This window comes from Virgibacillus sp. 7505 (genome assembly GCF_002272135.1).
Classification (GTDB): Bacteria; Bacillota; Bacilli; order Bacillales; family Amphibacillaceae; genus Terribacillus.
Genome location: NZ_NPBF01000021.1, coordinates 191566 through 214931, shown reverse-complemented (window position 1 = coordinate 214931; position 23366 = coordinate 191566). Strand labels below are relative to the sequence as shown.

The 23366-nt window shown below is 45.1% G+C and carries 19 protein-coding genes and 1 riboswitch; all 19 genes read right to left on the bottom strand.

Annotation, left to right across the window (positions count from 1 at the left end; translation table 11 throughout):
* The 19 genes from pgeF to CHH91_RS08490 all read right to left on the bottom strand — a co-directional run bounded on the left by pgeF (position 1) and on the right by CHH91_RS08490 (position 23350).
* Positions 1 to 807, bottom strand: a complete 807-nt coding sequence (gene pgeF / locus CHH91_RS08585; protein WP_286160731.1) for a peptidoglycan editing factor PgeF — start codon at positions 805 to 807, stop codon at positions 1 to 3.
* A 61-nt stretch (positions 808 to 868) separates the two neighbouring features.
* Positions 869 to 1132, bottom strand: a complete 264-nt coding sequence (locus CHH91_RS08580; protein WP_095223035.1) for a YlmC/YmxH family sporulation protein — start codon at positions 1130 to 1132, stop codon at positions 869 to 871.
* A 95-nt stretch (positions 1133 to 1227) separates the two neighbouring features.
* Positions 1228 to 2010 carry an RNA polymerase sporulation sigma factor SigG gene (gene sigG, locus CHH91_RS08575; protein ID WP_095223034.1) on the bottom strand — a complete coding sequence of 261 codons (783 nt, stop codon included), beginning with the start codon at positions 2008 to 2010 and terminating at the stop codon, positions 1228 to 1230.
* 125 nt (positions 2011 to 2135) lie between these two features.
* The gene (sigE, locus tag CHH91_RS08570) at positions 2136 to 2849 is read right to left on the bottom strand and encodes an RNA polymerase sporulation sigma factor SigE (RefSeq protein ID WP_095223064.1); all 714 of its coding nucleotides are present in this window, start codon (positions 2847 to 2849) and stop codon (positions 2136 to 2138) included.
* A 23-nt stretch (positions 2850 to 2872) separates the two neighbouring features.
* Positions 2873 to 3793, bottom strand: a complete 921-nt coding sequence (spoIIGA, locus tag CHH91_RS08565; protein WP_095223033.1) for a sigma-E processing peptidase SpoIIGA — start codon at positions 3791 to 3793, stop codon at positions 2873 to 2875.
* A gap of 177 nt (positions 3794 to 3970) precedes the next feature.
* Entirely contained in the window at positions 3971 to 5140 is a 1170-nt protein-coding gene (gene ftsZ / locus CHH91_RS08560; protein ID WP_095223032.1) for a cell division protein FtsZ, read from the bottom strand.
* Positions 5141 to 5198: 58 nt separating this feature from the next.
* Entirely contained in the window at positions 5199 to 6482 is a 1284-nt protein-coding gene (ftsA, locus tag CHH91_RS08555) for a cell division protein FtsA (protein WP_095223031.1), read from the bottom strand.
* Positions 6483 to 6714: 232 nt separating this feature from the next.
* A complete protein-coding gene (locus CHH91_RS08550; RefSeq protein WP_095223030.1) occupies positions 6715 to 7497 on the bottom strand; it encodes a cell division protein FtsQ/DivIB in 783 nt (260 codons plus the stop codon).
* Positions 7498 to 7871: 374 nt separating this feature from the next.
* Positions 7872 to 9059, bottom strand: a complete 1188-nt coding sequence (locus CHH91_RS08540; protein ID WP_095223028.1) for an acyl-CoA dehydrogenase family protein — start codon at positions 9057 to 9059, stop codon at positions 7872 to 7874.
* A 4-nt stretch (positions 9060 to 9063) separates the two neighbouring features.
* Positions 9064 to 10455, bottom strand: coding sequence for an LLM class flavin-dependent oxidoreductase (locus CHH91_RS08535; protein ID WP_095223027.1), 1392 nt, complete (start codon positions 10453 to 10455; stop codon positions 9064 to 9066).
* Between the two features lie 18 nt (positions 10456 to 10473).
* Positions 10474 to 11739, bottom strand: a complete 1266-nt coding sequence (locus CHH91_RS08530) for an MFS transporter (RefSeq protein ID WP_217973714.1) — start codon at positions 11737 to 11739, stop codon at positions 10474 to 10476.
* 12 nt (positions 11740 to 11751) lie between these two features.
* Positions 11752 to 12303 carry an NADPH-dependent FMN reductase gene (gene ssuE / locus CHH91_RS08525; RefSeq protein ID WP_095223026.1) on the bottom strand — a complete coding sequence of 184 codons (552 nt, stop codon included), beginning with the start codon at positions 12301 to 12303 and terminating at the stop codon, positions 11752 to 11754.
* 90 nt (positions 12304 to 12393) lie between these two features.
* Positions 12394 to 12500: riboswitch (SAM riboswitch) on the bottom strand.
* A gap of 153 nt (positions 12501 to 12653) precedes the next feature.
* On the bottom strand, positions 12654 to 13757 hold the full coding sequence (gene spoVE, locus CHH91_RS08520) for a stage V sporulation protein E (RefSeq protein WP_286160730.1): 1104 nt from the start codon (positions 13755 to 13757) through the stop codon (positions 12654 to 12656).
* Positions 13758 to 13828: 71 nt separating this feature from the next.
* Positions 13829 to 15181: a UDP-N-acetylmuramoyl-L-alanine--D-glutamate ligase gene (gene murD, locus CHH91_RS08515; RefSeq protein WP_095223024.1), complete on the bottom strand. Its 1353-nt coding sequence runs from the start codon at positions 15179 to 15181 to the stop codon at positions 13829 to 13831.
* Positions 15181 to 16161, bottom strand: coding sequence for a phospho-N-acetylmuramoyl-pentapeptide-transferase (gene mraY, locus CHH91_RS08510; protein WP_095223023.1), 981 nt, complete (start codon positions 16159 to 16161; stop codon positions 15181 to 15183). Before mraY ends, murD begins: the two co-directional genes overlap by 1 nt.
* An 80-nt stretch (positions 16162 to 16241) precedes the next feature.
* Complete coding sequence (locus CHH91_RS08505; protein WP_095223022.1) at positions 16242 to 17594, bottom strand: UDP-N-acetylmuramoyl-tripeptide--D-alanyl-D-alanine ligase; 1353 nt, start codon at positions 17592 to 17594, stop codon at positions 16242 to 16244.
* Positions 17595 to 17596: 2 nt separating this feature from the next.
* A complete protein-coding gene (locus CHH91_RS08500) occupies positions 17597 to 19072 on the bottom strand; it encodes a UDP-N-acetylmuramoyl-L-alanyl-D-glutamate--2,6-diaminopimelate ligase (RefSeq protein ID WP_286160729.1) in 1476 nt (491 codons plus the stop codon).
* A gap of 121 nt (positions 19073 to 19193) precedes the next feature.
* Positions 19194 to 21128 carry a stage V sporulation protein D gene (locus tag CHH91_RS08495; RefSeq protein WP_095223020.1) on the bottom strand — a complete coding sequence of 645 codons (1935 nt, stop codon included), beginning with the start codon at positions 21126 to 21128 and terminating at the stop codon, positions 19194 to 19196.
* A gap of 83 nt (positions 21129 to 21211) precedes the next feature.
* Entirely contained in the window at positions 21212 to 23350 is a 2139-nt protein-coding gene (locus CHH91_RS08490) for a penicillin-binding protein (RefSeq protein WP_095223019.1), read from the bottom strand.
* Positions 23351 to 23366: the final 16 nt, after the last annotated feature.

The following is a 23366-nucleotide window of genomic DNA, read 5'->3' as shown; positions in this document are numbered from 1 at the left end:
TTACTCCTCTTTCATCCCGATAAAACCGATCATACGGCCGGTTTTTCCTTGATCTTCCCGATGTGAATAGAATTCCGGAGAATCGTATGTACAATGCGCCGCTGTCAGTATGTTTTCATCCAGAATATCTGCTTGCAGCATATACAGCCGATTGAGTGTCTGCAGATCAAGATAATATCGATCCGATCCGCTTGGCTCCAGCACCTTAGCCCGGAATTGCTCAGGTATCTGCTGTACAATATGATCGTCCACTTCGTATCTGTTCTTGGATATACATGGTCCGATCATCGCTTGTAAATTTTCCTTGTTTGCTCCGTTGTTACAAAGAGCTTCAGTCATTTTCCCTGCCATATTTGCGACAGTTCCGCGCCAGCCAGCGTGTGCCATTCCGATCCACCCACTAGTACTATCGAAAAAATAAAGAGGCACACAGTCTGCAAAGAAAGCAGCAAGAAGCATGCCTTTTTCATTCGTGATCAAACCATCAACTGATGGGAGGCTGTCAGCTAATTCCCGGCTTCCGCGACCTGCTTCTCTTTTGGTGACGACCGCTATTTCTGTCCCGTGGACTTGCTCACCCAGTACCCATCTTTCCAAGGGGAACTGAATTGCTTCGGCAAGAAGCTGACGATTTTGGACGACCGCTTCTGGCTCATCGCCGACATGCAGTCCCATATTCAGACTATGAAAAGGCGCGTTACTCACACCATTGTATTTTGTCGTAATTCCGCTGACGATGCTGTCAGGAGCTGACCATCCGCCAAGCTTCATATACAGCCCTTTCAAGTCGGAAGCTGTTTCTCTCATATGGTACCCACTCCTCTGATTGCTTTTATAGTACCATATTTCCGCTTGATTCTGTACAAGATTACTTGCTCGCTTCTTCTGTCAAAGATGCTTGTTCAGGACTTTTGATTAAGATGACATCTGTTCCAATCGTGATGATCTGATTCCATGGAACGACTAATTCCTCTTCCTTCCCGAACAGCCCCATCATCTTCCCTCGAAGTGTTACGATAATTGCTGATATATGACCATTTTGTTCATTGATTTCCAAATCGGACACATTCCCTACTTTTTTACCATTCTCCATCAGAACTATATCCTTCATCTGCAATTCGGTTAATGTCATCAATACGTAGCCCCTTTGCTCTTTTCTTCTAGTCTATGCGGCCAAGCTCATGAATTAGCATGCAAACATAAAAAAGACACCTGAATCAGGTGTCTTCACTCGAACATTTGTTTATTCATTTCTTCTATTGCAGCTTTTTCCAGCCGCGATACTTGTGCTTGGGATATACCAATTTCGTCTGCGACTTCCATCTGTGTTTTGCCTTGGAAGAAACGCTTGTTCAGAATCATTTTTTCCCGTTCGTTCAGACGATGCATACCTTCTTTCAAAGAAAGATTATCGAGCCAGTTAGCATCATTTTCCGACTCGCTGCGAAGCTGATCCAAAACGAATATCGGGTCACCGCCATCGTTATAAATCGGCTCGAACAAAGAAACCGGATCCTGGATCGCATCCATTGCGAATGTTATATCAGAGGGCTGTACACCTAGCTCTGCAGCAATCTCAGCTGTTGTTGGGTCTTTAGAAGTCTTCGCAATCAGCTGCTCACGTACCTGCAAAGCTTTATATGCCGTATCACGCAAGGAACGAGAGACCCGAATCGGATTATTATCTCGTAAGTAGCGGCGAATTTCCCCTATGATCATCGGCACTGCGTATGTAGAAAAACGCACATTATGCTTCAAATCGAAATTATCAATGGATTTCATTAGTCCGATACAGCCTACTTGAAAAAGATCGTCAACATATTCTCCTCGATTATTGAAGCGCTGAATAACACTGAGCACAAGTCGGAGATTCCCATTGACGAGTTCTTCCCGGGCTGAAATGTCGTCTTCTTGCTGCATGCGGATGAATAGCTTTTTCATTTCCTCATTTTTGAGTACTGGCAGCTTTGAAGTATCTACCCCACATATTTCAACTTTCTGTCTCGACATATTCCTTGACCTCCCGAATGAAGATACGATGCAAGCACAGTATCTCCCCGCGGGAATTTTTTTATGCAAAGACAAAAGGTGCCTGACATTGTCCGGCAGTGGACAAATACAGGCACCAGTAAGGCTTAGAGCATTTTATTAAATTCTTTTTGCAATCGGCGGATAATCTTCTTTTCCAAACGGGATATATAAGACTGGGATATGCCGAGCATATCCGCCACATCTTTTTGCGTTTTCTCTTCCTGACCGATAAGCCCAAAGCGCAGTTCCATGATTTGCTTTTCTCTGTCATTGAGCTGTTCCAAGGCTTTTTTTAGTAAATTCTTATCTACATTCTTCTCGATATCCTTCGTGATGATGTCATCGTCCGTTCCTAATACATCTGATAAAAGCAGTTCATTGCCATCCCAATCAATATTGAGCGGTTCATCAAAACTGATTTCTGATTTCAGTTTGCTATTCCGGCGTAAATACATGAGAATTTCATTTTCTATACAGCGGGAAGCGTATGTTGCAAGCTTGATTTTCTTTTCTGGATTGAAAGTATTCACAGCCTTGATCAAACCGATTGTTCCAATGCTAATCAAGTCTTCTATATTGATGCCGGTATTTTCGAACTTCCTCGCTATATACACCACTAGGCGAAGGTTGCGCTCAATCAGCATCGCTCTTGCCGATTTATCACCAGTAGGCAGGAGCTGGAGCAATTTGAACTCCTCTTCCTTCGATAATGGAGGAGGCAAAGCCTCGCTGCCTCCGATATAATAAATTTCCTTTCGCTTGATTTTAAGCTTGACGAGAATTTTATACCACCATATTTTCAGCTTCCATGCTTTCATTCCCATGTTTATCTCCCTTCTTCTTAGCCCGCTTGCGTGCTGGCATCGTGTACTAGTGACGGATGAAGCAGACAGTGATAGCGTCGGTCTGCGGTAAGATTACCGAATTGAATTCCAATCCAGACTCGGTCGGTTTCGATCTGAACTTGCTCCATTTCAATCAAAATGCTATCCGGCTTTAAAACCAACATGAGGGCCCCTTCCCCATTCACACCCTGATACGGAACGACAGAAAATTCATAGGGCCAGTCCTTTGGCAGCAAATCCAAATCCAAATCGCTGTTTGCTTGGGCCAACAGCTGCCATTCTTCTTCAGTGAACCAGTTCCTCAAAAAAAGCTGATCACAGATTACGACAGGCCGCTTCGTTAACGGATCAGACAGATGATTTCCGCTATCGATGAAGCCTTCTGTTTTATGTGCAATGCCATTGATGCTCACTTGAACGTTGTGCAGCTGATCATAACGGAATTGCTCAAAGCGCTGCTTGTCCATTCTGCTTTTAGTAAAATACAAAGCAATCGGAAACATGATGGCTACGAAAAGCCAGCTGACGTGATCACCATATCCTGTGCTTACAGTCAAGAAGGAGGCAGAAGTGAATGCAGCTTGAGTCTGCAGCATATAATGGATGGCGAATAGACTGCCGCCTACTGCGAAGGTAACAAAATAAAAAAGCAGCAGCAGCTTTAAAAAACGGGTGACAGAGCGGAATCCGAAAGCTGTCCAGATGATTAGCATGGAAAAAAGCAATTTACCTGCTGGGTGGGCCAGTAAGCTCTCGGGAAAATAGACTGTTACTGGAACAATGAGTGAAGCTACAACGGCGCCTGCAAATATACGAAGCTTTGGTACTTGCAACCTTGCAATAGCTTGCGTACATAATAACAGCAGCCAGTCCAAAAATAGATTGAGCGTCCAGACTGCATCCAGATAGATTGTCACGTCAGCTATCCCCTTCTTCTTTAATAGATGAAGCTAGTATAACGGAGAGCCGATTCAAATACTGTCAGTTTATGCACGCATCAGCGCACTATTTTTATGTATTTTCCGCCTAATTTGTCTAACATTTCTTGGCATAAAAAAAAGGATAGCATCATAGGATGCTATCCTTTGTGATTATTATTTTCTGCGGTTGCGATTGCGAAGGAATGTCGGGATATCCAATGTATCCTCTTCCTGCTTACGCGTCTGTTGCTGCTGCGGAGATGGTGTTTCCCTGCGCAGTTCTTCCCGCTCTCTTCTTCTTTCCGATGTCGCAGGCTGCTGCGTGCTTTGAACTTCCTTCTCTACCGGACGTGCTTTCGGACGAGGTGCATTCATAGCTTGCTGGATTTGAGCTTCATCGAATCCTGTCGCAATGACAGTTACAACGATTTCATCTTTCAAATCTTCATTGATGACGGACCCGAAGATTACGTTTACTTCCTGATCGGCCGCACTTGTTACGATATCAGCCGCTTCCTGTACTTCATACAGGCTTAGGTTCGTACCGCCGGAGATGTTCATCAGAACACCATGTGCTCCATCGATAGAGGTCTCTAGCAATGGAGAGCTGATAGCTTTCTTCGCAGCCTCAGTCGCCCGGTTTTCACCAGTTGCAATACCGATACCCATAAGTGCAGATCCTTTATCAGCCATGATCGTCTTCACGTCAGCAAAGTCGACGTTGATCAAACCAGGAACGGCAATCAGTTCGGAAATACCTTGTACACCTTGACGAAGGACATTATCCGCTTCACGGAATGCCTCAAGCATAGGCGTGTTTTTATCAACAATTTCAAGCAAGCGGTCATTCGGGATGACGATAAGTGTATCTACACTACCCTTTAGAGCATCCGTTCCAGCTAAAGCCTGCGTCTGACGCTTACGTCCCTCGAAAGAGAATGGACGTGTAACGATACCGACTGTCAATGCGCCAAGCTCTTTGGCTATCTGTGCGATAACTGGTGCAGCACCTGTACCAGTACCGCCTCCCATACCGGCTGTAACGAATACCATGTCGGCCCCTTGGAGAACTTCCTGGATCTGTTCTTTGCTTTCTTCTGCTGCTTTGCGGCCAACTTCCGGGTTGGCACCAGCACCAAGACCGCGAGTCAGTTTCGCACCAATCTGCATTTTGACATCTGCTTTAGATAGATTCAATGCCTGTGAATCAGTATTTACTGCAATAAAGTCCACGCCTTGGACGCCATGTTCGATCATTCGGTTGACGGCGTTGCTTCCGCCTCCGCCGACGCCGATGACTTTTATTGTCGCTAATGTTTCCATATTTGTGTCAAACTCTAACATCTTAACGTCCTCCTATTTACAAACCGTCTTTCCCTTCAATCGAGCTGACGTGTCTGTCTTAATCGAAAAAGTACTTGAACAGGTTAGCAATACCTGATTCTTTCTTTTTTTCTTCGCCTTTTTTCTTTTCTGATTTAGCGGGTTTTGCCGGTCTTCTTTCCGGCTCATCGAAATCTCCTTCTGTCACAGCAGAGAAGATCTCCTTCCCTTGTATTCTCGCATTCCGATAGGCAAATTGCAAGATTCCAACGGCGCTTGTAAACTGCGGTTCCCGCACTCCTAAATAATCCGGGATCGCAAGTCTCACATTCGCCTGGAAGCAGTCCTGTGCCAGTTCAAGCATGCCTGGCATCATGGATGTTCCGCCGGTGAGGACATAGCCGCCCGGGAGTTCAGGGAAGCCCATGCGCTTGATTTCGCTGTCGGCGTATGCAAATATTTCTTCAACACGGGCTTCCACTATGTCTGCAACATCAAGCTGGGAGAAGTTTTGTTTCTTGTTGCTGCCGATAATCGACGCTTCGAATGTCTCATCCTCCCTGGCATCGTCGTAGAAAGCATGTCCATATCCAATTTTGATTTCTTCCGCTTGTTCGGAGGAAGTCTTCAGTCCTATAGATATATCCTTGCTAATATTCTCGCCGCCAAGAGGAACCACACTAGTTGCCATGAGCTGACCATTTCCGAACACAGAGACAGTTGTATTGCCTCCGCCGATGTCGATCAATCCAACACCAAGGTTCTTTTCATCCTCTGAAAGGGCGACAGCCCCTGCAGCCAATGGCTGCAGACATATATCCATCACTTCTAAGTTGGCTCTCTCGACGCATTTCAATAGATTATGTAAGACTGTACGGGAACAAGTAATGATTGTTCCTTCCATTTCTAATCGAACACCAATCATGCCGCGAGGGTCATTGATACCGTCCAATCCATCTACGATGAACTGTTTTGGAACCACATCGACTATTTCACGTTCCGGCGGAATGGACACAACCTGCGCCGCGTCAATTACTCGCGCAATATCCTCATCGTCTATCTCACGGGTTTCATTGGATACAGCCACTACTCCATGGCATGGATGCAGCTGAATCTGATTCCCATTGACACCGACGACTACACGTTCGATTTGCATACCGACCATCCGCTCTGCTTGTTCTACAGCACTGCGGATCGATTGGACAGTTTGGTCGATATCGACGATGGCGCCTTTCTTCAGGCCTTTTGATTTTGCCGTACCGACACCGATTATGTTAAGGGAATCCTGAAATACTTCCCCGATAATCACTTTAATATTTGATGTTCCTACATCTAAGCTGACTAAAATTTCACTGTTGTTCACGTAAGGCACCTCCTAATCCTAGAGACATGTCGCCCAGCATTGTTTTTACATTTTCGTTTCATTATTAACATTTGTATTGAGACACGCATAATTATAACAAATTTCACGAGAAATTTTGCCTAAAAAGCGACATTCTGTAAGAATTTAGCCTAATATACTCGTATTTGATTCGACTATACCGCATATAGCCCGTTTATTCTACATAAACTGACAAAATACCACGAATTTCTGCTTATCTGCCTTCTTCTTGGTCGTTATCTTCTTTTTCCTTCTCAGCAGGCTCGAAATAGGTCCCTACTCCCATATGGAGTACACCATCGACTTCTGGATCAAGCTGAGCAGCAATGCTAGGATATGCCTCCATGTTCGTAGCGAAAGTGCGGATTGTTCCTTGCACTTCCCTGCCGTCACTCATGAAAAGCTGAATGATGAATTGATTGTCTTCTGATGGCTTGTAGTGTATCTCGGATATGAGACCGGTAATAGAAGCTGGCAATTCGGCAAGTTCCTCTGCCATCTCTTTAAGATACTTATCATCAGAAAAACCATAGAGAGTCGGGGCATCGGATTTTGGCTGCTCCCATTTCTTTTCAGAGATACTGCCATTGGTCAGCAGTGCGCGATAACTGCCATCCTGCTGCAGATATCCTACTCTGCCAAGCTCTGTCACTTTGATTGTGACAGTGGCAGGGAAGCCTCTGCTTATTGATACCTTTTCAACTTCTTCATTTTCCTCTATCCGTTTAATTGCTTCATCCTTATCAATGCGCCACATATTATCTGAAGTAGTCAGGCCGCTGCTTTGAATGATAGTATCTTTAGGCAGAAAATCATTTCCTTCCACTTCAAGGCGGTGAATATTGCTTAATGGCGATTGCAGGTACACAATGATGAAGATAAGTACGAAGAAAATAGACAAGTAGAATATAAGTCGTCTATTCGCCTTTTTCTTTCTCGCTTGTTTTAATTTTGGGATACGGTCCTCGATGGAAACAATTTTCTTTTTTTCGCTCATTTCCTCTTCTTCCTATGCTGTACAGTCAAAAACTGCTTGTATTGTAATTATAAAATTATAACACATTCATATAGCGGAAGTAGTCAGTAACCAACAAATTGTAAATAATCCGCCTTCAAAAAGGTTTCTTTACCTAATTACATAAGAAGCCGCCGATTTCCTTCTTCAATGGTCAAGAAATGAAAACTTCTATCCATCTTCTTTCTTTATACTGTCTCTGCTATTACTCTCCCATTCTACCATTACATTCGTTCCTGGGTACTTTATTTTGTCGGTCAAGCCTTGTTTTTTCATATGTAAAAATTCCCATATGGTTACTTTCATAATGAGATTAACTAGGGATCTTTCATATCCCAGAAAAAAGAAACCTCTAATCAAGAGGTTTCTCCCCACAAATCATCTGAAATACCTATAAGCTGCTTTGCAAGAATTTCACGAGCAAGATTATTGGAAGGTCCCATTACAATACCCGCTCTTGCATCTCGGTAAAACCGTTCCAGCTTACCAATTTTATAACCATAACCTCCTGTAATGTCCATGGCGATTTGTGCAATATCATTCACCGTATCCGAAGCATGTATTTTAAATGACAGCAAATCCTGCTGTGTTGGGGGGCTAAGCTTTCCTGAGCCATTGTTAAGCTGATGATCAACCTCGCTTCGAAGCTGCTCCAGCCAGGCAGCAAGCCCTTTATATTGGATCACGGCTTTAGCAAGCAAACTGCGGATAACCTGATAGTCACCAAGGCTTTTTTCCACATCACGATGATGATTCTGTTTGGCATAAACCGTTACTATATCAATAATGCCGCCAGCCAGGCCTGTCCAGACAGAACCCAGGCCAAGCAAATAAGCAATACTCGTTTCTACAATTGTACGGCCAGACCCTTCACTTCCGAGCAAATTTTCTTTCGGCACTTGCACTCTGTCGAGAGTGAGTGAAGAGCTATGATTCCCTCTCACTCCGAGCGCATCCCAGCTTCCATAGCTTAAGCCAGGGTTCGTTCCTTCGATGATAAAATAACTCAAATCATCAGCTGAAGAAGCCTCGGGCGAGCCAGTTTGAACAATATAAAAATCAGCAAATCCGCTGCTTGTCGTAAACGATTTTTCAAGATTAAGCTCATATCCTTGAAGCGTCCGTTTTGCTCGGCTCGTGTTGATCCAATATCTGCCTCCAGAGGTTCTTTCACTTGTCGAGGTTGTGCCAAAGCTCCCCGCCTGTACAGGTTTTAGCCACTTCTCCTGCTGTTCCTTCGATCCGAATCGGACTATCACATCGGCCGCTTCCACATGCATCGTGTAAACAAGACCAGTGGAAGGACAGTGTGCAGCAATCTTTTCTGCCACTATCGAAAATGCTTTGTACCCTGCATCCAGCCCCCCCAAGGATTCAGGCAGTAAAATACCGTTCAATCCTTTATCAGCTAGTTCCTGCATGTTCGCCTTAGGAAAGATTTTCTCCCGGTCGAGCCGATCTGCAGAGGGGCCAATGGTCTGGTCAACTATTTCTTCTATCAACGAGTAAATGGTTTCTAATGTAGTTTCAGTTTTATTGGTCATGACTTTACACCGTTTGCTTTCCTTGTTCTTGAACTGCTCGCCCGATCTGGCGTGCTGGGTGATGAACTGGCAGTCTCTTATTTCCGCTCAAATTCTCGCGTAATGTATCGCCTTCATAATCCTTTCTGATTCTGCCCCGCTCCTGCAAAATCGGCACCACATAATCTGCAAGATCTTTAAAGGTTCCAGGAGTCACTGCGTATGCTATATTAAACCCATCGACGCCAGTCTGTTCAATCCACTCTTCCATTGCATCAGCCACTTGGACCGGTGTTCCGGCGACTACCGGACCAATTCCTCCTACACCTACAAATTCGGCCACTTCACGGACAGTCCATTTTTTATTTGGATCAATCTTCGTGAACGTCTCCACGGCTGAATGGATCGATTCATTCTCAACGAAACGAAGCTCTTCGTCCGGATCATATTCGGAAAAATCAATGCCGGTCCATCCACCCAGCAGTACCAGACCTCCTTCATAGCTTGCATGACTTCGATATTCTGCCAGTTTTTCCTGTGCAGCTTCTTCTGTCTCGGCCACTATCGGAGTAAAGAGACTCATCACTTTTATCTCTTCGGGGTCACGTCCTTGGCGCTTCGCTTCTTCTCGCAGCTTGTCTACATAGCTTTTTGTCACAGTAACTGTGGGGGTGCTTATAAAGACACATTCGGCATGCTTAGCAGCAAATGATCGGCCCTTAGACGATGATCCCGCCTGGAAAAGCACTGGCGTCCGCTGTGGAGAAGGTTCGGACAGATGTGCTCCCGGCACAGTATAATAAGTACCGTTGTGGTGGATATCATGCACCTTTTCTGGGTCAGTGTACACTTTTCTCTCTGTATCACGAACAACTGCACCGTCTTCCCAACTGCCCTCCCAAAGCTTATAGCAGACTTCTACGTATTCCTCTGCAATGTTATAACGCTCGTCATGTTTGACTTGCGTATCCAACCCAAGGTTCCTTGCTGCACTTTCTAAATAGGAGGTAACAATATTCCAGCCGACACGGCCTTTCGTCAAATGATCCAGAGTAGATACACGACGCGCAAAGCTGTATGGGTGCTCATACGTAACGGATGCCGTGACACCAAAACCCAAATGCTTTGTGACTTGGGCCATCGCCGGCACGACAAGCAGCGGATCATTCACCGGCACTTGTGCTGCTTGACGGACTGCTCCATCCCGGGAGTTTTGATACACATCATATGTTCCGAGTACATCTGCTAAAAACAACGCATCAAACCGCCCGCGCTCCAATAGCTGCGCAAGCTCTGTCCAATACTCCAAGTCCTTGTAACGATGTGCCTGATCATCAGGATGTGTCCATAACCCAGGTGATTGATGTCCAACGCAATTCATATCAAAAGCGTTCAAAAAGATCCGTTTGTTTGTCATTTGAAAATCCTCCTTTAGTTATCTGACAGCAAGCTCTTCTGAGGCATGTATTTGTGCTTTCGAAGCAGGGGTTAGAAATGGTGTTAACAGAAAACTAAGTGCATATAAAATGGCAAATCCCCATACCACACCGATGATTCCTAAGTAGTTATTCAGTACTCCGACAAGCACCGGTCCCAGAAACTGACTGGCTCCAGCACCTAAATTAAGTACCGAGATCGCTGCACCGCGATTAGCTGGAGCAAGCGTCGGCAATATAGCAGACAGCGGAACAAAAGCTGCTATTGCAGCACCGAAAAGAATAGCGTTCAGCATTAGAAGAGGGATATTTGCTCCGAATGCTGCCGGGATATAGTAGTAAAGCAAAGAACAAATAGCTGCTCCCACACAGCCAAACCAACGGACTACCTTGACCCAGCCGATTCGGTCACCTATCATTCCAAACAACACCCCTGCCGCCATATTGCTGATGGACTGAATTGCCCAAAGCTGGAGCCACTGACTTGTCGAAATATCCAGGAAACTTGTGAAAAATCCAGGCATCACAACTACGAAACCATACCATCCTGCTGTATTGATTGTCCGAAGCAGACCTCCAGCAGCAACGCGAGGACTCTCCCAAAGAATCGTGATGCCTTTAAGTGCTTCTGCCCATTTATTTCCCCGGCTTTGATCCTGAATCCTGACTCCCTGGCGATCTTTGTCATCGACTAATGCGACACCTAAAATTCCACCAAGGATGATCCAAATAAGCGAGCTCCACAATGTGGCCATTTCTCCGATGTATGGCAGTAAAATACTCGGATAATAGGAGCCAAGAAAACCAATTCCCCCAGCAAACATAAAGAAGAACCATCCCATTGCTGTTGCAAGCTTTTGCTTTTCCGTACGGTAGGCAATCCAGACAATAAAAGCGAAAGCAAACAGCGGGTAGCCAAAACCGCGCAATCCGTACATAAGCACCATCATAGTAAAGCTTTCCATGTAAAGCCCCAGATACAGAAAGCCGACTTCAAAAACAACCCACGTCACAAGCCCAATCAGCATCGTTTTCCGAGGTCCGATGACTTCTCCTAGAACACCAGCCAGCCAGGAAGCCAGTGTAAGCACGATCCCATAAGCACTGAACATGATAGCTGACTGATTGGTAGTGAAGCCAATGTCGACAACATACTTGGACAGGAATGCCTGTTCGATGCCATCCCCAGTCATGAAAAACAAAATCGCAAGCAACCCGCCAATGACTTGAACTGGTATACCGAACAACGTTTTCGTTGCTTTCATTACTTCCCTCCTTTACTTTGCGATACTGATAGAGTGATTTCGGCGAATCGCCTCAACAAGCTGATTAGCTTGCGTGTTAATCCTTATACCTGTTTCTGCATCTGCCACTGGTTGATCAGGATTCTCCTTGTTGATATGGTGATCGCACAAATATACTCCCTGTAAAGGCTCTCCCTTAAGATTCGCAATCAAGGGCTTTAGCGCATAATCTATCGCTAACAAATGAGCCGGGCTGCCTCCTGTCATGATCGGAAGTACGGGCTTGTGCTTAAATGCATCTTGAGGCAATAAATCAAGCAATGCTTTCAGCACGCCTGTATATGCTGCTTTATATACAGGCGAAGCAATGATTAAGCCTTTCGCGCCGCTGACAGCATGACCTGCCCGCACAATTGCAGGGCTGTCGAATCTTGCATAAATTAAATCCTCCGGCGTAAAATCGGTAACACTGATTTCCTTGACGGTGAAACCTTGCTCTTCAGCCAGTTTACCTGCATAATTAGCAGCCAGCTGAGACCTGGAATGTTTGGACGGGCTTCCTGATAAAATAATAATGTCAGTCAATTTTCATTTCTCCTTTTTCTGTAGTAGAGTGACTAAACGAAAAAAAGCTCTCTTTTCCGAAGAAAAGAGAGCTTGATATAATCGCCCGCACTCTTATCTTCCAAGAAATTAATCTTGCTGGATTTAGCACCTTTCTGACTTAGTCAGAGGTTGCTGAAGCTTCATCGGGCCAGTCCCTCGGCTTCTCTTGATAAGAACTGTATGAAATTGTTTATAATGATACGTGCGTTGCTAAAAAAAGTCAATAAGAATTATCTAAAAATTTTTAATATATTACTTTTTCAAATCCACCTTTTTATCGGTGCATATCGAATCTAACTTGTTCGTTAGTCTAGTGATCGTCGAATTCTTCAGAGTTTGCTATACCTGCTGACATTCAGAAGGATACCAACTGAGCTCAGCGTAAGTGTAAGCGATGATCCTCCGTAGCTTAAAAACGGCAGTGTGATACCAGTAACCGGGATCAACCCTATTACTACACTGATGTTAATCATACATTGGATAGCTATCATACCAGTGATGCCTAATGCCAGCAGACTGCTAAAGCCATCAGGCGCGCGAAGAGCTACTTGAATGCCTCGCCACAGAAACAGCAGGAAGAGAAGCATAACGCCAGCACCTCCGATGAAGCCAAGCTCCTCTGCCAGAATGGCAAAAATGAAATCTGTCTGCGGCTCCGGAAGATAGAAGAATTTTTGCAGACTGTTGCCTAAGCCGAGTCCCATCAATCCACCTGGACCAATCGCATATAGAGATTGGATGATCTGGAATCCTTCCCCTAATGGATCCTCCCAAGGATCAAGGAAAGCAGTAATGCGCTGTATACGATATGGCGCAGACAAAATGAGTGCTGCGAAAGCACCTAGTCCTAAAATACCGAGACCGACGAAGTGGGAGATTCTGGCTCCGCTAACTAAAATCATCACCATACAAGTAAGTACTAGAACAACACCTGTGCCAAGATCCGGCTGGAGCATAATCATTCCGAAAGCTGTAAAAACGAGCAAGAGCGAAGGCAGAAATCCTTGCTTCAAGGAAGTTATATATTTCTGCTTGGCCGAAAGATATACAGCTAAATAGATTATCAAGCCCAGCTTTGTGAATTCAGAAGGCTGGATACTGAAGGCCCCTACCCCGATCCAGCTTCTTGCACCACCACGGACCAATCCGACTCCGGGAATCAAGACGGCAATAAGCAAAATAAAGCAAATCAACAGTAAAACCTTCGCATATTTCCGCCAAATCTCATAATGCAACCTGGAAATGACCAGCATAGCCCCTAAACCAACACCGGCGAACAATAGCTGCCGCTTGGCAAAAAAGAAGCTATCGTCAAATTTATATTCCGCCCATACAGCAGAAGCACTATACACCATGATGATACCGATTGTCAGCAGGCCTCCGATAGAGAAGAGCAATAGCCAGTCCGTCTTCGGGAGATTAGATTTACGCAAAGAAAAACCCCATTTCCTTGGATTGGAATTGGGGGTCCGCATGCAGCGAAGCGGCTGAGCAGGACAAGCCCCTACTCTAATGTATGCACCGCTTCTACAAACATGTCTCCTCTTTCTTCAAATGTACGGTACTGATCCCAGCTTGCACATGCTGGAGACAGAAGGATCACATCGCCGCTCTGAGAGATGCGATAAGCAATTTCAGCTGCCTCTTTGACATCCTTCGCATGTTCAATTAGTTCAATCCCGGCCATATAGGCAGTCTCTCGCAATTTTTCAGCTGTTTCACCGAACACGATCAATGCTTTTACATGTTCCATGAATGGGACAAGTGTCTCAAACGTGTTACCGCGATCCAAGCCTCCTGCAAGCAGGATTGTCGGCTGATCGAATGATGACAATGCTTTTGAGGTTGCCAAAATATTGGTAGCTTTTGAGTCGTTATAAAATGCACGGCCATTAATGTGCTTTATATACTGCAGCCGATGCTCAACACCTGAGAAAGTCTTCAATACTTGCTGAATACCTTCGTTAGTCGCTCCGGCTAGCTTAGCAGCTGCTAAAGCAGCGAGTATATTCTCCAGCTGATGGCCTCCGACAAGCAGGATATCTTTTAATGCTGCTATCGGTTCGTCCTTGAAATACACATGAGTATCATCATACCATGCACCATCTTCCAGCTTTCTGGAACCTGAAAAAGGAACAAGGGTTGCTTTCGCATTTTTGACGATATCACGAAGCCGCTCATCCTCCGCATTATAAACAAGATAGTCAGTTGCATCTTGATTACGGAAAATATTAGCTTTCGCTTGTTCATAATTTTCAAGAGAATGGTGATAATCCAAATGTGCTTCAAAAATGTTCAGCATAACACTTATTTTCGGACGGAACTGATCGATACCTTGAAGCTGGAAAGATGAAAGCTCCAAAACAAGCCGGTCATCTTCTGTCGTCCTGTCGGCAACTTCGGATGCGGCTGTACCGATATTACCAGCAACAAACGTACTTACCTGGCTCTCTTTGAGCATCTCATAAGCAAGTGTTGTCGTTGTAGTCTTACCGTTTGATCCGGTAATACCAATCAGGGTACCCTTGTGAAGCAAACCAGCAAGTTCGACTTCCGTCAGCACTGGAATATTTCTTTCCATTGCTGTTTGTACAATCACATTCTCATAACGAATTCCTGGATTCTTAATCAAAACATCAATATCTTCCAAAAGTTCTACTTCTTGCACACCAAGCCTCACTTGTGCACCTTTTTGCTCGAGGATTTGGACAAGTTCTTCTTGATTGGTTGTATTCAGATCACTTACCCGAACGTTGCGTCCGTGGGCAAGCAATGTGCTGGCAGCAGCAAATCCACTCTTTGCCAGGCCCAGTACAAGCACGTTTTGATATGGGAATTTGGTTTCAAAATCACTCATCATAATCCCACCTTCATGTAGACACCGATGACAGCGAATAATAGTCCTACAGCCCAAAATGTCGTTACGACACGCCATTCCGACCAACCAGACAGTTCATAGTGATGGTGAAGCGGGCTCATCTTGAATACCCGTTTTCCAGTCGTCTTGAAGGAAATGACCTGGATCATTACGGAAAGTGTCTCGATAACGAAGACACCGCCGATGACAATCAGCAGAATCTCCATTTTAGTGAGTATGGCAACGGCTGCAATTGCGCCGCCAAGTCCAAGTGATCCGGTGTCTCCCATAAATACCTTCGCAGGATGCGCATTGAATACAAGGAATCCTAGCAAAGCCCCGACCACTGCCAAAGAGAATACAGTAATTTGTGTTTGCTGGACGTCATAGTACGCCACCACAGCGAATGCTCCGAACGCAATCGCAGCAGTACCTGCCAGGAGACCGTCCAGTCCGTCTGTCAAATTGACGGCATTGGATGCGCCGACAAGCATAACAAGAATCAAGAAGAAATAACCCCATCCGAGGTCCCACTGAATCGATGTTCCCGGAATCTGTATGTACGTACCGAAATCATTAAATCGAAGCAGTGCGTAAAAAACGATAGCGATAATGATCTGACCAATCATTTTCTGCTTGGATGTTAATCCAAGGTTTCGTTTCATTGCTACTTTGATGTAGTCATCAAGGAATCCGAGCAAGCCGTATCCGATCAATACGAATAATAGCAGCCACGTTTCCAGGCTAATATGGATATTGCCTATTGCATGCATGATCCATGTAGATACGACAATGCTGATCATGATCATCACGCCGCCCATTGTCGGTGTACCCGACTTTTTCATATGGGATTTTGGTCCTTCCTCACGAATACTCTGACCAAATTTCAACCTGCGTAGAAATGGTATGATTATTGGAGAAATAAGGACGGTGACGATGAATGCTACTGCAATTGTCACAAGTAATAGTGCCACGTTCATTGATGTTTTCCTCCTTTAAAAAAGCACCCGTCCAGTGTATTACCTGGCGCCAGTGACGCCATGTTTCTGATTACCAGCTATTAATTTTCTTCCATAACAGCGATTGTGTCAAGTATGGATTCCAGTTTCATACCGCGTGATGCTTTCAGCAGGACGATTGTATCAGGCTGCAGCAATTGCAGAACTGTTTCCGCCAAAGAATCCTTGTCTGTGAAGTGAACAGCTGTAATCGATGTACCTTTTAATGCATCAGTAATTTCATCCGAATCCTCACCGACCGTAAATACGTGCGTAGTATCAGAGGTGATAGCTTCTGCAATCTGCCGATGATAGCTTTTGGATTCATCCCCTATTTCATAGATATCGCCTAGCACGAGAATACGTCTGGCAAAAGGCAGACTCTGTACTGTCTGAATTGCTGCTTTCATCGATGTCGGAGAAGCGTTATATGCATCGTTGATGATTTTACTTCCATTCTTCCCGGCAAGCTGCTCCATCCGCATTCCTGTCATTGATGGAGTATGCAATGCTTGCTGTATAAGCTGCTGACTGACACCCAGCTCTTTTCCTAGTACGATCGCATAGCCTGCATTCCGTACATTATGCGCGCCAAGCAAAGAAAATGTGTAATTTTCACCGTTTACCGAAAAAGCAGTGGCTGCATCAAGTGTCTTCTCAATCTTGAGCTGCTGCTTATTATGATCTTCAAATCCGCACGTGATTGTCGTTTTCTTATCATGATGGAATGCAAGCAGAGGCTCATCTCCATCAATGATCAACACGCCATCTTCAGCTAAACCCGCTGTAATCTCACTCTTTGCCTTGGCAATGCCTTCCCTTGATCCAAGGAATTCGATATGCGACTCCCCGATATTTGTGATGATTGCATAATCCGGCTGTGCGATATGCGACAACAGCTCGATTTCACCGAAGTTACTCATACCCATTTCTAAAACAAGCACTTCACAGGAAGGCTGCATAGATAAAACAGTGAGCGGCAACCCGATATGATTATTCAGGTTCCCTTTGGTCGCCAACACTTCATATTTCTCTTTTAACACGCTGGCAACTAAATCTTTTGTAGTCGTTTTACCGTTTGAACCGGTGATGCCGACAACAATCGGATCAATTGCTTCGCGATGTGCTTTAGCTAGTTTTTGCAATGCTTCCAGCGTATCATCAACCAAGAACAGCACAATACTAGAAGCAGCTTCCGGTATCGGCAATGATCTATCCCATAAAGAGGCGACTGCCCCCTGCGCAACTGCCTGCTCAATAAAAGCATGCGCATCGAAGCGTTTTCCTCTAATCGGGACAAATAAACTGTTTGGTGCTTCTTTCCTGCTATCGGTATTCACTTCAGCAATGGTAAATTCCTGCTGTTTCGTAGCATCAGGGAATACATCATATAGGAAATCACTTGAAAATAGCATCGTCATTCTCCTAATCCCGCTCTTTTAATGGCTTGTGCTGCAACTAGACGATCATCGAAATCAAGAACCTGATTTCCTACGATCTGATATGTCTCATGCCCTTTACCTGCTATCAAGACGATATCGTCATTTCCTGCAAGGTCGATAGCACGCTGAATCGCTTCTGCCCGGTCTGGTACGACAGCATACTGGTCGGATTCCAATCCTCTGATCATATCCTCAAGGATAGCTTGCGGGTCCTCAGAACGCGGATTATCCGCTGTGAAAATGGATGTATCCGAATATTGGACAGCTTTTCCTGCCATAAGCGGGCGTTTTGTTTTATCGCGGTCACCGCCACAGCCTACCACTGTAATTATATTGCCCTTCACGAATGATTTTATCGTCGTCAGGACATTCTCCAAGGAATCCGGTGTGTGTGCATAGTCTACAATCACCCCAAAAGACTGTCCTGCCATGACAGGCTCGAAGCGGCCTGCTACACCAGTCGTCTCATGCAGTGTACTGCAGATCGTCGCAAACGGTATACCGCTGCAAATAGCGGCTCCTACAGCAGCAAGCATATTATAGACATTGAATTTACCCATCAGCTTGCTCGTTATTCTCGCTTCGCCCTTCGGTGTTTGAAGTAAGAAAGTAGTACCGTTGGATGCCAGCTGAATATCCTTGGCCATAATGTCTGCATCCTTATCGATCCCGTACGTGCAAATTGGCTGTGCAGTTGATTTGATCAATGCTTCAGCGTAACGGTCATCTGCATTGATTACGGCGTACTTCGGATGCTTTGGATCGAAGGTATTGCCAAGCTGAGAGAATAAAAGACTTTTCGCATGGAAGTAGTCCTCAAAGCTTTCATGATAATCAAGATGATCCTGTGATAGATTCGTGAATACAGCGATATCAAAATCGGTGCCATGTACTCGTCCCCTGTCCAAAGCATGGGAAGATACCTCGATGACAGCCGTATCGACTCCTTCATCGACCATATTACGGAACCCTTTTTGCAGGAACAGCGCATCCGGTGTCGTATTTTTCACCGGAAACGTCTCGTCCTTGATCTTCATCTGAATCGTACCAATCACTCCAGTAGCTTCCTCATTAGCGCGGAAAATACTTTCAAGCAAATATGTCATGCTCGTCTTGCCATTGGTACCAGTAATACCGATCACCCGCATCTCTTTCGATGGGTGACCATAGAAAGTATTCGCTAATGGAGCCAAAGCGCGAAGCGTGTCTTTGACTAGAATAACTGGAATGGATACATCCAGCGGACGTTCGGCTAAAATAGCCGCCGCCCCTTGCTCCTCGGCCTGTCTGGCAAACGTATGTCCGTCGACTACTGCTCCGTCTATGCATATGAATAGATTGCCAGATTTAATTTCCCGGGAATCGATTGTCAATCCGGTAATGTCGATTTCTTCATGGGCCGCCTGCTGTTCGTAAAAAGGCAGTGCGGACAAAAGTACTGCTAGTTTCAAAGCTGCCACGTCCTTCATTTATCCTTACAAAATGCAAAGTAATATTATTTTGATTGATTGAGGCGTAAAAACCTTTCCCCATTATACCAGAATTTATGTCCGCAGGAATGGTTCATCCGATTTATTCAGGCGGGTTTTCAGATAAATACAGGCGGATAGTGGATCCTGCTTCCATCTTTATTCCAGCTTTTGGTTCTTGATCGATGATATATTCGCCGGTTCCGCTCAATTCCAAGTTCAGTGTAGTGTAATATTCTGTCAGTTCCCGCTTTTTCATACCGACAAAATCAGGTGCTTCTGCTGGCGGCTCTTCCGGCCAGCTGTAAGATTTCTCCAATCCATCCGTCTGCGGTTCTACTCCCATTGAACGAAGGCTGTCCTCCAGAATAGTACCTACAATCGGCGCTGCCACTTTACCACCGAATTGGATTGTGTTTTTCGGATTATCTATAGCAAGGTAGACCACGATTTCAGGGTCATTGGCAGGTGCAAATCCGATGAAGGAAAGAATATAGTTGTTTTCCATATAGGTTCCGTTGGCTCCCACTTTCTGGGCTGTTCCTGTTTTACCGCCAATCCGGAACCCTTCCCGGTAAGCTCCTCGTCCTGTCCCTTTTGCTACAACGTTTTCCAATGCATGACGAACCTGTTCTGATGTATCCTCTGACACTACCCGTCGTTTCATGACTGTCTCGGTGGCTGTTTCCGTGTCACCGGTAACTGGATCCTTCCATGACTTGGCGATATGAGGCTGGTATAAGTAGCCTCCATTGATAGCAGCTGATACACCCATCACTTGCTGAATCGGAGTGACGGAAACACCTTGTCCGAAAGCAGTGGTTGCTGTCTCTACCTGCCCGATTTTCGCGGGATCGAATAAAATACCTTTTCCTTCCCCTTGCAAATCGATACCAGTTTTCTCACCGAACCCAAAATCCTTGATATAAGAGAATAGACGGTCCGTCCCTAGCTTCTGCCCTAGTGAGACAAAACCTGGGTTACAAGAATTTTGTACAACCTCTAAATATGTTTGATCACCATGTCCGCCGCGTTTCCAGCAATGCAAGGTGGCACCATCCACTTTGATAGCTCCGCTGTCATGGAAATGATCGTTCTCAAGGTCAACTACCTTCTCTTCAAGTGCCGCAGCAAGTGTGATGATCTTAAATGTACTACCTGGCTCATACGAACTCCAAATCGGCAGATTCCTGTTATACGTATCAGGATCGGCTTCATTGTAATTTTCCGGTTCGAATGAAGGTCTCGAGGACATTCCGAGGATTTCACCTGTATCAGGATCTACAGCCAGTGCAATCGCACCATCCGGATTATATTTTGCTTCTGCATTATCCAGTTCCCGCTCTATAATTGTCTGGATATCAGAGTCAATCGTCAGCTGAAGGTCCATACCATCCGTCGGCGGTGAATAGACATCTGCCATATCTTCCAATCGATGCCCTTTTGCATCAGAGAAAAACGACAGGCTGCCTGATTCTCCGCTCAGTTCTTCATCATAGTATGCCTCCAGGCCCATCAACCCCTGGTTATCTATACCGCTGAAACCAAGTACATGAGACAGATAATCCCCATTTGGATAGTGCCGTTTTGAATCTTTGGCAATATAAACGCCCTCCATGTTCAGCGCCTGAATTGCTTCTGCCTGCTCTTCGGAAATTTTTCGTCCTTCAGGGTGAATTCTTTCGATAGATGCCTTCTTCGTCACGTGCTGCATTGCCTTGTCCTTTTCCATCCCAAGAATTTCTGCCAGCTTCTCGGCTGTCTTTTCAGGATCCTTGATCTGACGTGGTACGACCATGACAGTCGGTGCGGACACATTCTCTGCCAGCACCTCACCATTACGGTCAAGTATCTTTCCTCTTTCCGGCTCAAATGTGATATTCCTGCTCCAGGAATCCTCAGCCTTGTCCACTAAGTCTTTACCTAAGACGAACTGGACATATGCTAATCGGATTCCGATAACAAGGAACACGATAAAAGCCAAAACAAAAACAGTGACCAACCGCTTGCGCATCGTAACATTGGATACTCTCTTCAAACAAATCTCTCCCTCGTATACAAAGGTAGGCTTGTATCCATGTTATGATGGTTGGCAAGCGGATAGACCACTGTCCGTTTTTCTTATGTCGAGAATTCGACAGCAAGATAGTCGTTCTTATTCAGTTTCGTTCCTTTTTTGATGCTTTGTGTCTTGGCGTAGCCGCTGTTGATTGTTTCCACATCCAGCTGGAGCAGTTCACCCAATTCAAGCACTTCACGCATGGACCATCCATTAATATCCGGCATCGTCGGCTCATCCGTGACGATGATGGCGCGCTCGCCTTCCAGAACGGTTTGCCCGCTTTCAACACTCGTTTTGGCAACCTTATCTCCCTCACCGACAACAACTACATCCATTCCAGTGTCTTCTAGCGCTTTCTTCGTAGCACGAGTAGACATGCCTTCAATATCCGGCACTCGTTTTTCAGAAACCTCATTTTTATCGTCCGCTTGGTCCGGACTGATATCCATATAGTGCAGCGCATTTTCCATTACATTTTTGAAGATGAAGGCGGATGGTTCACTGCCAGTTTCCGTTTCACTCAATTCAGGCTGGAGCACAGATACATACATGATCAATTCTGGATCATCAGCAGGTGCCATGCCAAGGAAGGAGAATAGATAATTATTCTTGCCTTGCATATAGCCGCCACCGTTTGGATTTGGTATTTGTGCTGTACCGGTTTTACCAGCTACGCTATAATCATCCAATTTAAACGGTTTTCCAGTGCCATGTTTGGATGTTACGACCGATTCAAGTATCTTTAGTGTTTCGTCAGCTGTATCCTTAGAAATAGGTTTGCCTTGTACTTCTGTTTTCTTCTGCTCGACAACCTTCTTCGTATCCGGATTGACAATCTTGTCAATGATATGTGGCGTAACCATCTTTCCATCATTGGCAATCGCACTGGCAGCCGTAATCATCTGAATCGGGGTTGCAGTGGTTCCTTGACCATATGATGTACTAATCTTTTCAGATTGATAGTTATATAGAATGGTGCCAGGTATCTCACCAGGAAGATCAATGCCCGTTTTCTGGTCAAAGTGGAATTTCTTTAGATATTCCAGAAACTTGTCCTCACCAATTTTATTTGCAACAAGATTCGCGACCATAACATTGGATGAACGCTGCATACCTTCTAAGTAAGTTATGGATCCCCAGCCACCCTTATTCCAGTCACTGATTGTTGTTTTGCTATCCGGTTTGTATGATCCGGACTTATATTTTTCATCCGGATTCCATTTCCCCTCTTCGATAGCAGACGCGACTGTGAACATTTTCATAGTCGATCCGGGTTCCATCGGATTTGAAATGGAGTCATTGTACCAGTTTTCTACATTCTCTGGATCGTTCGGATCATAGCTTGGGCGGTTGCTCATCGCTACAATCTCACCTGTTTTTGGATTCATGACGACTGCACTGATTTTCTTAGGGTTCCATTTATCATCCACTTGGGTGAGTGTATCCTCCAGTAAAGTCTGGATTTTCTGATCAATAGTCAGATAGACATTATCCCCATCTTGGGCTGCCTGCACTTCTTCATTCGGATTCAGCAGCTTGTATCCATAACCATCTTGTTCATAGGATATATTCCCGTTTTTACCTGCAAGCTGATCATTCAGCTGTTGTTCAATTCCTGTTAAGCCAGTAATCACACCATCTTGTCGCTGTGCCAGCCCAATTACTTGCGAAGCAAAAGTACCATTCGGATAGAAGCGCTCTGCTTCTTCTGTAAACTGGATTCCAGGCAACTCGAGGTCTTCAATCTTCTTCTTCTGATCCTGAGACAATCCGCTTCCCGCGGAACCGAATTCCACCTGGAACTTGCCGCCGTCAATTCCATCCTGGAGCCGTTTTTTCAGATCATTTTCATCTGCCCCGATGATTTCAGCAATTTCTTTTGCCGTCTTATCCACATTCGTTACATGGATCGGATGTTCTTTATCCGCGGAATACTCTTCACTAACAATCGCATAAATAGAATAAGTTGGCTGATCATACGCCAACTCCATTCCATTGCGATCCAGTATCTTCCCTCTCGTAGCTTCGAGCGTATACGAGTCAGTCCGCTTACTTTCTGCAAATTTCTTTAAATTAACTCCAGCAACTTCACCGGATGCCTGGATGAACAAGAAACGTCCAGCTAAGACAAGAAAGAGCAAGGCAAAAACGGATAACAGAACCATCGCCATTCTCTGTGTTGTCTTGTTCTTTTTCATATTGACAGTACCTTTC